Consider the following 10830-nt stretch of genomic DNA (forward strand, 5'->3'; position numbering starts at 1 on the left):
CATTTCCCTCTGTGCAAGCACCCGTAGCTCAGCTGGATAGAGCGCTGCCCTCCGAAGGCAGAGGCCAGGGGTTCGAATCCCTTCGGGTGCGCCACTTCGGTACAAAACTGCGAACGCCGTTCGCCGCCGCTCCTACGCTTGATGCGGCTGCTAGCGTGCGCAGTAGGTCCGACTTGTTACCCATCAGCCGAATCTCTGACTTGCTCACCACCTCGACGCGCTGAGCGAGCGCGCGAAGATGGTCGCGATGATATTCGCCGGTATCGGTGCGCAGCTTAGAGCGGGCGACCTCCGATAAGCGCTTCAGGCTCTCGATTGTGACTTTCGGGCCGATCCGCTCGACCGCCGCTTGCGCGCGCGCGGCGTCGGCCTGGGCCTGGTCGCGAATCGCGGTCAGTTCGGCGATGCGGTCCTTCAAGGAGACATCGGCCATGTTGATGAGCCCGTTCTCGATCGCCTCATAGAGGCGCTTCAATTTCGCCTCGGCCTCCGTCGCACGCTTGTTGAGCTCGGTGATGTGGCTGCGCCGCCGCTCGACCCATTCTCCGCGTCGGTCGAGAAGTTGTTCCAGAAGGACGGAAAGGCGTTCGGGATCGAGAATGCGCCGTTCCAGATGATCGATGACGGCGCGATCGAGCCGGTCCATGCGGACCGCAAGGCCCTTGCAGCCGGTCTTGCCCATGCGCGCCGTCGTCGAGCAGGCATAGTAGCGATACATGCCGCCGGAACTGCCCTTGCCGGTTCGCAGCGTCATGGCGCCACCGCAGTTTGCGCAGAAGCAGATGCCGGTCAGGAGTGTCGGGCCGCTCACCTCGCGTGGTGGCGTCCATTGGGGGCTTCGCGCCCTAAGGTTTGCCTGCACGGCGCGGAAATCGGCTTCCGTGATGATCGCAGGAACCTGCGCGATCGCATGCTCGGCTTCCGGTTTGGGGGCTCGGGTTTTGTGGTCCCGCGTGTTGAACCGATGCTCACCGATATAGGTGGTACGGGTCAGGATCTGGTGGACGGAAGCGATCCCCCCAGCGTCCGCCATCACGGGTGCGGATGTTGCGCTCGTTGAGATAGGTGGTGATCGACTTGATGCCCATGGCGCTGCCATTGCGCCGGGGATCACCCGTCAGGGCCAGTCGATAGATCAGCCGGACGATGTCGGCATGGATCGGATCGATCTCCAGCTTCTTCTTGACCTTGGAGCCGCGCTGGCCGGCGATCACGATGCGATAGCCGATCGGTGGGCGTGAGCCGTTCCAGTAGCCCTGGCGGGCATTCTCCTTCATCGCCCGCAAGGTGTGCTTCGCATTCTCCTTGGACTGGTACTCGTCAAATAGTGTCATGATCTGGCGCATCATGACACTCATGGGGTCGTCACCAAGGTCCTGGGTGATGGAGATCAGCCGCACGCCATTCTTGGCGAGCTTGCGGACATAGAACTCGAACTGGAACTGATCACGGAAGAAGCGCGAGAAGCTGTGGACGATGATGACGCCGAAGGGGGCGGGCTTGGTCTGCGCGGCGTCGATCATCGCCTGAAAGGCGGGGCGTCGGTCATCCGTGGCCGTATTACCCGGTTCGACGAACTCCGCGACCCGCTCCCAACCCTTCGCCTGGCAGTAGTTCTCGATCTGCCGACGCTGATCGGGAATGGACAGATCACTATCGGCCTGTCGCCCGGTCGAAACCCGGAGATAGAGCGCGGCCCGTTCCGCGACACCTGTCACAGCTCCTTCAATCCGCTCTGCTGCTTGTCTGGCCACGTCCGGCGTCTCCTCTCACGGGAGAGGGCCGAACAGCTCGTCGAGCACCTCTGCGAAGTGGGCTTCGATGACCCGCAGTTCGGCCTCCGTTATCGGCAGCACCTCGGGCCAGTCGTCAGTCACGTGGATTCTAGCACGCACGGATTCCATAGGGTGCGGATTATCAGAAGGCCGTGGCGCCGCTCTCGCGTAGGCGTAAAGGTCCGCCGGCAATGTGCCAGGGGACGCACGCACGCGGGAACATCGACCTCGGAGCATTCGGCATTTCGGCATCTTGCCAGTCTGAATGGCTGACGAGGCTCGAGGAATAGCCGTTACGCACGCTGCGGCTTTCGATGTTTGCCGAGCGAATGAGCGGTGTCAGCTCGCCCGGCTTGGCCCGCCATTCTCCGCTGTCGAGCATGCCCATTCATAGGTGACCATAAACGTTCTGCTATGACCAGCTCATTCTGATTGCCGTGAAATGCCTCTGGTTTGTCGATAGCTCTGATTCCAAAGAAAATGGAATCATCATGAGCCGAGGCCCTCCTCGAGCTCAAGACGGAATGGCGATCCAGTTGCGTCGACAGCGGATGGACGTTAATCATACATCCGACCCGGACCAACCGAAACACACGCAAACGCCTTCCCCGCTATAATTTTTTACTATCAACCAAAGTATGGATTAATAAATATTTTATTAAATAATGGTAATATATTTATAATTTCGTTAGCGGATCATATTATAAATAAATTTACTTTCCAATACTTTCAACAAGAAGATCTCCTGTCGCTAGAATGTGGATTCGCAACGCATCGCAGGCGCGCTCAACGTCTCTCATTTCGCAGCGTTGCAATATTTCGCGATGCTCGACTTGCGACTGTTCGGAGTGATGTGTTTCTTCCCAGGTAAAACGCAGGTACCTCTCAAAGTTCAGTCGCAAATTATTGATGAGTTCGAGCGTACGCTCCTTGCGCGCGGGAGCATACAAAAGCTCATGGAATCGGGCGTTCAGGAGAATTCTGTTGTCGACGGTGCCCGCCGCGTCGAGGTCGTCCAATGTCCGGCCGCATTGCAGGAAGTCCGACCGGACCATGTTGGGGATCGACCATCGCAGTGCCTGGCATTCCAGCAAGGCCCGCAATTGCGTGATTTCCCAGGCCTCGTCGGCACTCAGCTTCGCTACGCTGACGCCGCGCCGCGGCTCCGCCTTAAGGAAACCCTCCGCCGTCAGCTGGCGGAACGCTTCACGGACGATCATCTGGCTGACGCCATACTGGGTTGCCAGGGCATCCTGTCGAAGCCTTTCCCCCCCTCTGAGCCGATTGTGCATGATCGCATTGCGCAGTTCATCACACACAATGGCCGAGGCTGTCCGGGTGACCGCCGGCGTTTCACTGCTTTTTTCCACCTGCTCTAAATCGACCATCACGCCTTTCATCCTCAAGCGATAGTTCCTCGCGTCCGCGGGTCGGGCGCGAGACCCTCGTCCTGGTGAGTGATAGCGCCGGATCGATCCCGGTGAAAGCCCCGTCAAGCAAGTCTATGCCGTTTACAGTCCGGCATCGTTCGCACGCTCTTGACGTCGATCGCCGTATTCCATAATTAGCGATTATCGCTAATTATGACAGGCAGCCTTCCTCCATGATCCGCCTCGCCGACTTTGATGCCGTGACGTTCGATGTCTATGGCACGCTTATCGATTGGGAGCCCTCCATCGCTGCCTTTCTCGGCCGCTGGGCCGGGCAGTCCGGCGTCGTCGCCAGCGATGAGGATCTCATCATGGTGTTCGACCGCGCCCGCGCGGACATCCAGAAAGAGAGGCCCGCGCACCTTTATCCTGACGTTCTGCGCCGCTGCTTCGACCGGATCGCGCTTGAGTTGAAGCTGCCGCCGGATGCCGATCTGCGCGAGGCCTTTGCCGCCACGCCCCATCACTGGCCCGCTTATTCCGATGTGCCGGCGGGGCTGAAGGCGCTGCAGGCGCGGGCGAAAATCGGCGCCCTGTCCAATATCGATAATGAGTCCCTCGCGTCCTCCTGCGCGAAGATGGGCATTGCCTTCGATATCGTGGTCACCGCCGAGCGCGTGGGCGCCTACAAGCCGAGCCCGGAGCATTTCGAGACCGCTCTCGCCGACCTCTCCGCACAGGGCATCGCGCCCGCGCGCATTCTCCACGTGGGCCAGAGCCTGCGCGCCGACATCACCCCCGCCAACCGGCTCGGCCTTACCTGCATCTGGATCAACCGGCCCAACCGCCTGCTTGGCCTTTCCGGCGACGGGGCGGCCGAGGCGCGGCCGGACCTCACCGTCTCAAGCTTTGCCGAGATGATCGAAGCCATCGGCTGAACGTCCACACAAAAACCAGAGGGGACACTATGAAACATGCTTTGTCGGCCGCCATGGGCGCGGTCATCGCCGCGCTCTTCCTCTGCCCCGCCGCGCAGGCCCAATCGAGCGATGCGGTGCTGGACCGCATCCGCGCCAACGGCGCCATCTCCATCGGCTATCGCGACGCTTCCATTCCCTTTTCCTTCGTGGATGCCCAGGGCAAGCCGCAGGGCTATTCCACCGACATCTGCCTGGAAGTGGCCAATACGGTGAAGGCGGCACTCGGCCTGCCCAATCTTCAGGTCAAGATGGTGCCGGTCAATTTGCAGAACCGCATTCCGCTGGTGGCCAATGGAACCGTCGACATTTCCTGCGAGTCGGCGGTCAATACCATTGCCCGGCAAAGCCAGGTGGACTTTTCCTATCCCTTCTTCATCTCCCACACCCGCCTTTTGGTGAAGGACAAGTCGGGCGTCGGCGAACTGAAGGACCTTGACGGCAAAGTCATTGCCCTTCCCATCAATTCCGTGCCCGAGCGCCTGATCCGCGGGATCATCGAGAAGGACAAGCTCAACATCCGCGTCGTGCCGGTGAAGGACAATGCGGAAGGCTTCCTCGCCCTCTCCACCGACCGCGTGGACGCTTTCGCCACCGATGACATCCTGCTCTTCGGCCTGCGCGGCAAGGCGCCAAATCCTGCCGACTACAAGGTGGTGGGCGCCCCCTTATCCTATGATTACTATGGATTCCTGGTGCAGAAGAACAACACCGTCTTTCTCTCCCTGGTGAATGCCACCCTTTCGCGCATGGCCCGCGACGGCCGGCTCCAGGCGCTCTACGCCAAGTGGTTCGCGCCCATGGGCGTGCCGCTCTCGCCGGATCTGCAGACCGTCTTCCAGGTCATCGCGATCCCGGAATAGCGCGTCCCATCAAAGTCTTGCGCCTCTGACGGAAGAATGTCGCGATGACCTATTCATGGAACTGGGGTGTCCTCGTGCAGGACCCCTATCTGCAGTGGCTCGGCTGGGGGCTCGCCCTGACGCTGGCCATCTCGCTGGGGGCGCTGGTGATTGCGCTCTCGGTGGGGACGGCGGTTGGCATCCTGCGCAGCTCGGACCATGCCGTCCTTCGTGCGGTGACGGGTGCCTATATCAGCGTATTCCGCAATATCCCCCTGCTGCTGCAGATGTTCCTGTGGTTCTTCGTCGTGCCGGAACTTCTGCCCGAGGGGGCCGGCCGCTGGCTCAAGCGCGATCTTCCCTATCCGGAAATCGTCACCGCCATTATCGCGCTTGGGCTGTTCACCAGTTCTCGCATCGCCGTCCAGGTGAGCGCGGGCATCGATGCGGTGCCGCCCGGCCAGCGCATGGCGGCGAAGGCCGCGGGGCTGTCGCAGCTCCAGGCCTATCGGCTGGTGCTGCTGCCGCAGGCGCTGCGCATCATCATCCCGCCTTTGACCTCCGAAATCCTGACCATTTTCAAGAATTCGTCGGTGGCCCTCACCATCGGCGTCTATGAACTGACGACCCAGACGCAGCAGATCCAAAGCATCACCTATCAGGGCTTCGAGGCCTTCACGGCGGCGACCATCCTCTATGTGGCCATCGCTATGACGGTCACGGTGATCATGCGGGCCATCGAGCGGGGCGTCGCGCTGCCGGGCACCACTTCAGGGGGCCTCCATGTCCGCTTTTGACCTCGCGCCCATCACCAATTCCCTGCCTTTCCTGATTCAAGGCCTGGGTCTCAGTGTCTTGCTCACTGCCATCGCCATGGTGGGCGGCATCGTCCTCGGGCTTGCGATCGCGTTGGTGCGACTGACCCGCGTGCCGGTGCTCGCGCCCCTCGCCGCGCTCTATGTGAACGGCTTCCGCGCCGTTCCGCTGATTCTGGTCATCTTCTGGTTCTACTTCCTGGTTCCCCTCGTGGTGGGGCGCTCGGTCGGCGCGCTTTTCTCGGTGCTGATCGCCTTCGTCATGTTCGAAGGAGCCTATTATTCGGAGATCATGCGGGCGGGCCTGCAAAGCGTCCGGGTGGGCCAATGGCAGGCGGCCAAGGCCTCGGGGCTCGGCTATCTGCAGACGGTGCGGCTCATCGCATTGCCCCAGGCCCTGCGCAACATGGCTCCGCTCATGGTGACCCAGGGCGTGATCCTGTTCCAGGACACGGCGCTCGTCTACGTGGTTTCGCTCCACGATTTCATGACGTCCGTCAGTATTGTCGCGAACAATACGAACAGTCCCGTGAAAATGTACGTGTTCGCGGCGATTGTTTACCTCGCCATCTGTCAGGCCGGAAATGCGCTCGCGGGGCGGCTGAAGCGCGCGTCCCGGACCGCATGATCCCCCGCCTTGGACCCACACACCCTTCAGCCATGGATGTGCCGATGACCCCGCATGAAATGATCAAGGTGGAAGGGCTGGGCAAGAGCTTCGGCCCCCTGGAGGTGCTTAAGGCGTGCAGTCTCAGCGTGCGCCGGGGCGAAGTGGTGGTCATTTGCGGCCCATCGGGCTCCGGCAAGAGCACCCTCGTCAAGTGCATCAACGGCATCGAGGATTTCCAGCGCGGCCAGGTGTTGATCGAGGGCGAGGCGCTGCCCTCGCGCGGGCGGGCTGCGGCCCGGATGCGGGCGCGTGTGGGCATGGTGTTCCAGCATTTCGAGCTTTATCCGCACCTGACCGTGCTCGAAAATATCTGCCTCGCCCCGGTCCATGTCTTGAAGCGCCCGCGGGCGGAGGCTGAAGCCAAGGCGCGCGCGCTTCTCGCCCGTGTCGGCCTTGCGGACAAGGAAGCCGCCTATCCCGCGCAATTGTCCGGCGGCCAGCAACAGCGCATCGCCATCGTGCGGGCGCTGGCTATGGATCCGGTGGCCATGCTGTTCGACGAGCCCACCTCGGCGCTCGACCCCGAAATGATCGGGGAAGTCCTCGCGGTGATGCTGGAACTCGCCCGCGAGGGCATGACCATGATCGTGGTCACCCACGAAATGGGCTTCGCCAAGGCCGCCGCCGACCGGGTCGTGTTCATGGACAAGGGCGCCATCGTCGAGATCGACGAGACGCAGGCCTTCTTCGCGGCGCCGCGCTCCGAGCGCGCGCGCCTTTTCCTCTCCCGCATCCTGGCGCACTGACATGAACCCCTTCTCCATCCCCACCACCGAGGACATTCTCGACGCGCGCCGCGTGCTTGCCGGCGTCACCGTGGAAACGCCGCTGCTGCGCTCCGACGCGCTGGACCGGCTGACCGGCTGTTCTGTCTTCCTGAAGTGCGAGAACCTCCAGCGCACCGGCGCCTTCAAGTTCCGGGGCGCCTATAATTGCCTGTTGCGGCTCGACCGGGCGGCCTATCCCGGTGGCGTGGTGGCCTATTCCACGGGCAATCATGGCCAGGCGATCGCCACGGTGGCGCGGATGCTGGGCCTTTCCGCCACCATCATCATGCCGGGCGATGCGCCCGTGGTGAAGATCGCCAAAGCTCGCGCGGCCGGGGCGCAGATCGTGCTCTATGATCGTAACCGTCAATCGCGCGAGGAGATCGCCGCCGAGATCGCCGCCCGCGCCCCGGTGGCGGTCATTCCACCCGGTGACCATCGCCACATCATTGCTGGGCAGGCAACGGTGGCGGCCGAGAGCCTGCACCAGATGGGCGCGCAGGGGCCGCAGATGATCTTGGTCCCCTGCGGCGGCGGGGGCTTGTCCGCCGGTACGTGCCTTGCGGTGGAGGCCATGGGGGCGCGGGCGGAAGTCTGGGCCGTGGAGCCGGAGGGCTTCGACGACACGCGCCGCTCGCTGGTCAGCGGCGTGCGGGAGGTCAATGCCGCCCTGTCCGGCTCCCTCTGTGATGCGCTGCTGGCGCCGACACCGGCCGAACTGCCGTTCTCCATTAATCGGAACCGCCTGGCGGGGGCGTTGACTGCCTCCGACGCGGATGTGCTGCGGGCCATCCGCTTCGCCTATGAGGAATTGCGGATGGTGACCGAGCCGGGGGGCATCATCGCGCTCGCCGCGTTGCTAAAAGATCCCGCCAGCGTGCGCGGGAAGCGCGTCGTCGTCATCGTCTCCGGCGGCAATGTGGACCCCGGCGTGTTCAAGGCCGCCCTCGATCTCGAGCTCGATCCCGGCCCCGTTCCCTTCGGCAGGGCCGCGTGAGCGCCGGGTCGGTTTAACACCAGGTCACTCTAAAGCTGTGTCACCCTTCAACACCAAGGACATCAGGATGCCTTCCGCCCTCGACAAGTTCGCCGCTCTCGCCACTGACCATGCCCCCGGTCAGGAGGTCCGCCAAGGCACGGGCGATGTGGCGGGCATCATGCGCGGCGAGACGATGCCTAGCCGGCTGGTGGATTTCTCGCATGGCGACGTGGATGCCTTCACGCCGACGCCGGGGGCGGCTGAGGCCTTCTCCCTGGCGGTGGAAGCGGGCGGGCGGCAGGCCTATACGGAATATCGCGGCGCGGCGGATATTCGCGCGGACCTTGCGCAGAAGCTCGCCGCCTTCACCGGCGCGCCGGTGTCGCCCGATGCGGGAACTATCGTGACGCCGGGTACACAGGGAGCCCTGTTCCTCGCCCTTGGGGCGCTGGTGGGCCCCGGCGACAAGGTCGCGATCGTCCAGCCCGACTATTTCGCCAACCGCAAGATCGTCCAGTTCCTGGGCGGCGGGCCGGTACCTGTGCCCATGGACTACATGGGGACCACGGCGGAGGCCGGTATCGACCTGGACCGGCTGCGGGACGTCCTCGCAGCGGGGGCCAAGGTTTTCCTGTTCTCTAATCCCAACAATCCCACCGGTGTCGTCTATTCCACGCGCGAGATCCGGGCCATCGCGGACCTGGCGACCGCGTTCGACGTGACAGTCGTCGCCGATCAGCTTTATTCCCGCCTGCTCTATGATGGCGAAACCTATACGCACCTGCGCGCCTGCGGCCTCGCGGAGGAACGGGTGGTCACCATCATGGGGCCGTCAAAGACGGAATCGCTCTCCGGCTATCGGCTCGGCATCGCGTTCGGCGCGCCGTCCGTGATCGATCGCATGGAGAAGCTGCAGGCCATCGTCTCCCTGCGGGCGGCCGGCTACAATCAGGCGGTGCTGCGCACCTGGTTCAGTGAGCCCGAGGGCTGGATGGCGAACCGCATCCGCCTGCACCAAGCCATCCGGGACGACCTGCTCCAGATATTCCGCGATGGGGGACTTCCCACGCGTACGCCGAAGGCTGGAAGCTATCTCTTCCCCACCTTGCCGGACCTCGCGGTGAGCCTGCAGGACTTTGTCCGGCTGCTGCGGCATCAGGCGCGGGCGGTGGTCACACCCAGCACGGAGTTCGGCTCGCACGACCACAGCATTCGCTTGAATTTTTCGCAGGACCATGCTGGAGCCGTGGCCGCCGCTCGGCGGATCGTCGCCATGACCCACCTTTATGGCAAGTGACCTTCCCATGCGCCAAGCCAGCAGTCCCCCGCCGCAGGGGCATTATGTTCCTGCGAGACGTCACAACGACCTCGTCTTCGTCTCCGGCATGACGCCGAGACGAAACGGCGTGCTCCTCTATACGGGACAGGTCGCCGCCGATGCGCCTGCCGAAATGTATGAAGATGCGGTGCAGCTTGCCACGCACAATGCCCTTCAGGCCGCTGAAGGACAGCTTCAGAACGGAGAGCGGATCGCGTCGGTGTTGAGCCTGACGGTCTTTGTCAACGCACCCACCGGATATACGCGCCATTCCCAGATCGCGGACATCGCGTCGCGCCATATTCAGGGCTGCTACGGTGCAGCCCTGCCGAGCCGCGCAGCTATCGGCGTCGCGTCTTTGCCAGGAAATGCAGTGGTGGAAGTTTCACTAATTGCGCGTTTATGCTCAGATGGCGAGCAATAATAATAAGTATAAAAATAGCATGGACCCACTAATGCAGTTCGCTAGGCTGTGTTGACAAAAGTCGGTATCCATAGCTTTGCGGCGGCGAGGGCCAGGAATCCGAGGAAAGAAACGGCGGTCTTGTCGTATCGGGTGGCGATGCGGCGGAACTGCTTGAGCTTGTTGAACATACGCTCGACCCGGTTCCTGTCCTTGTAGGCGCGGAAGTCGCAGGCGATGGCCTCTTTGCGGTTGGCCTTGGGTGGGATGACCGGCAGAATCCCCTGGAGCAGCAGGCTGACGCGGACGTCGTCGCTGTCATAGCCCTTGTCGGCCAGCATCAGCCTGGGCCTGGCGACAGGCAAAGCGATCAGGTCGTCGACGGCCTTGTAGTCGGAGGCTTCACCGCCGGTGAGGACGAAGCCGAGAGGGCGTCCCTGACCGTCTGCGCGGGCGTGGATTTTGCTCGTAAAGCCGCCGCGGCTTCGACCAAAACCTTCCTTATGAGTCCCCCTTTTGCGCCCGCTGCCTGAGAGTGGCCGCGCACCATGGTGCTGTCGATCATATGCTGCCAGTCGTCGGTGAGCCCAAGCTCGACCAACGTTTCCAGCAAGGCGTCCCACACCCCTTGCTCGGCCCAGCGACGGAACCGGACATAGACCGAGTTCCACTTGCCATAGCGTTCGTGCATGTCGCGCCAGGGGCAGCCGACCCGAAGCACGTTGAGCATTCCGTTCAGAAAACGGCGATTGTCCAGGGCCGGCCGGGACCATCGGCCACGCTCGGCCGGCAACAATGCCCCAACCACAGCCCACTCATCATCCGTCAGATCGCCCCGAGCCAAACCTGCCTCCTCTGAACGGAAGCCTTGAATCAGTCAGACAGCGATTTGGGAATCCCTTTTGTCAACACGG

General features: G+C 62.7%; 11 protein-coding genes, 1 tRNA gene and 2 pseudogenes. 9 read left to right on the forward strand and 5 right to left on the reverse strand.

Going from position 1 to position 10830, the window contains the following annotated elements; all coding sequences use genetic code 11:
• Positions 1–17 precede the first annotated feature (17 nt).
• Positions 18–94 (forward strand) — tRNA-Arg (locus V5F77_RS12705).
• Positions 95–670: 576 nt separating this feature from the next.
• On the opposite strand, the pseudogene V5F77_RS12710 reads toward V5F77_RS12705, so the two are convergent.
• The 4 genes and pseudogenes from V5F77_RS12710 to V5F77_RS12725 all read right to left on the reverse strand — a co-directional run.
• Positions 671–1033, reverse strand: a pseudogene (locus tag V5F77_RS12710) (recombinase family protein); the annotation flags it as partial.
• Positions 969–1754, reverse strand: coding sequence for a recombinase family protein (locus V5F77_RS12715; RefSeq protein WP_429005716.1), 786 nt, complete (start codon positions 1752–1754; stop codon positions 969–971). The gene V5F77_RS12715 and the pseudogene V5F77_RS12710, both read right to left, overlap by 65 nt.
• Before the next feature lie 163 nt (positions 1755–1917).
• Positions 1918–2163 carry a hypothetical protein gene (locus V5F77_RS12720; protein ID WP_429005717.1) on the reverse strand — a complete coding sequence of 82 codons (246 nt, stop codon included), beginning with the start codon at positions 2161–2163 and terminating at the stop codon, positions 1918–1920.
• A 325-nt stretch (positions 2164–2488) separates the two neighbouring features.
• Entirely contained in the window at positions 2489–3163 is a 675-nt protein-coding gene (locus tag V5F77_RS12725; protein ID WP_429005733.1) for a GntR family transcriptional regulator, read from the reverse strand.
• Between the two features lie 215 nt (positions 3164–3378).
• On the opposite strand from V5F77_RS12725, the gene V5F77_RS12730 reads away from it, so the two are divergent.
• The 8 genes from V5F77_RS12730 to V5F77_RS12765 all read left to right on the forward strand — a co-directional run bounded on the left by V5F77_RS12730 (position 3379) and on the right by V5F77_RS12765 (position 9937).
• Positions 3379–4083, forward strand: coding sequence for an HAD-IA family hydrolase (locus tag V5F77_RS12730; protein WP_429005718.1), 705 nt, complete (start codon positions 3379–3381; stop codon positions 4081–4083).
• A gap of 29 nt (positions 4084–4112) precedes the next feature.
• Positions 4113–4985, forward strand: a complete 873-nt coding sequence (locus V5F77_RS12735) for an amino acid ABC transporter substrate-binding protein (RefSeq protein ID WP_429005719.1) — start codon at positions 4113–4115, stop codon at positions 4983–4985.
• Positions 4986–5029: 44 nt separating this feature from the next.
• The gene (locus V5F77_RS12740; protein WP_429005720.1) at positions 5030–5761 is read left to right on the forward strand and encodes an amino acid ABC transporter permease; all 732 of its coding nucleotides are present in this window, start codon (positions 5030–5032) and stop codon (positions 5759–5761) included.
• Complete coding sequence (locus V5F77_RS12745; RefSeq protein ID WP_429005721.1) at positions 5748–6407, forward strand: amino acid ABC transporter permease; 660 nt, start codon at positions 5748–5750, stop codon at positions 6405–6407. The genes V5F77_RS12740 and V5F77_RS12745 overlap by 14 nt, the downstream gene beginning before the upstream one ends.
• 44 nt (positions 6408–6451) lie before the next feature.
• Positions 6452–7195 carry an amino acid ABC transporter ATP-binding protein gene (locus V5F77_RS12750; RefSeq protein WP_429005722.1) on the forward strand — a complete coding sequence of 248 codons (744 nt, stop codon included), beginning with the start codon at positions 6452–6454 and terminating at the stop codon, positions 7193–7195.
• 1 nt (position 7196) lies between these two features.
• Positions 7197–8213 (forward strand): threonine ammonia-lyase, encoded by a 1017-nt coding sequence (locus V5F77_RS12755; protein WP_429005723.1) that lies wholly within the window; start codon positions 7197–7199, stop codon positions 8211–8213.
• A gap of 67 nt (positions 8214–8280) precedes the next feature.
• Entirely contained in the window at positions 8281–9492 is a 1212-nt protein-coding gene (locus V5F77_RS12760; protein WP_429005724.1) for a pyridoxal phosphate-dependent aminotransferase, read from the forward strand.
• 7 nt (positions 9493–9499) lie between these two features.
• Positions 9500–9937 (forward strand): RidA family protein, encoded by a 438-nt coding sequence (locus V5F77_RS12765; RefSeq protein WP_429005725.1) that lies wholly within the window; start codon positions 9500–9502, stop codon positions 9935–9937.
• Positions 9938–9978: 41 nt separating this feature from the next.
• Here the strand turns inward: V5F77_RS12765 and V5F77_RS12770 are convergent.
• Positions 9979–10760: pseudogene (locus V5F77_RS12770) on the reverse strand (IS5 family transposase).
• Between the last annotated feature and the right edge of the window lie 70 nt (positions 10761–10830).

The organism is Roseixanthobacter psychrophilus (genome assembly GCF_043195195.1).
Classification (GTDB): Bacteria; Pseudomonadota; Alphaproteobacteria; order Rhizobiales; family Xanthobacteraceae; genus NCEH01.

Excerpts from the sequence above, each read along its gene's own strand:
- V5F77_RS12720 (WP_429005717.1), bottom strand. The coding sequence starts at position 2,163 with ATGGGCATGCTCGACAGCGGAGAATGGCGGGCCAAGCCGGGCGAGCTG.
- V5F77_RS12725 (WP_429005733.1), bottom strand. The coding sequence starts at position 3,163 with ATGGTCGATTTAGAGCAGGTGGAAAAAAGCAGTGAAACGCCGGCGGTC.
- V5F77_RS12730 (WP_429005718.1), top strand. The coding sequence starts at position 3,379 with ATGATCCGCCTCGCCGACTTTGATGCCGTGACGTTCGATGTCTATGGC.
- V5F77_RS12735 (WP_429005719.1), top strand. The coding sequence starts at position 4,113 with ATGAAACATGCTTTGTCGGCCGCCATGGGCGCGGTCATCGCCGCGCTC.
- V5F77_RS12740 (WP_429005720.1), top strand. The coding sequence starts at position 5,030 with ATGACCTATTCATGGAACTGGGGTGTCCTCGTGCAGGACCCCTATCTG.
- V5F77_RS12745 (WP_429005721.1), top strand. The coding sequence starts at position 5,748 with ATGTCCGCTTTTGACCTCGCGCCCATCACCAATTCCCTGCCTTTCCTG.
- V5F77_RS12750 (WP_429005722.1), top strand. The coding sequence starts at position 6,452 with ATGACCCCGCATGAAATGATCAAGGTGGAAGGGCTGGGCAAGAGCTTC.
- V5F77_RS12755 (WP_429005723.1), top strand. The coding sequence starts at position 7,197 with ATGAACCCCTTCTCCATCCCCACCACCGAGGACATTCTCGACGCGCGC.
- V5F77_RS12760 (WP_429005724.1), top strand. The coding sequence starts at position 8,281 with ATGCCTTCCGCCCTCGACAAGTTCGCCGCTCTCGCCACTGACCATGCC.
- V5F77_RS12765 (WP_429005725.1), top strand. The coding sequence starts at position 9,500 with ATGCGCCAAGCCAGCAGTCCCCCGCCGCAGGGGCATTATGTTCCTGCG.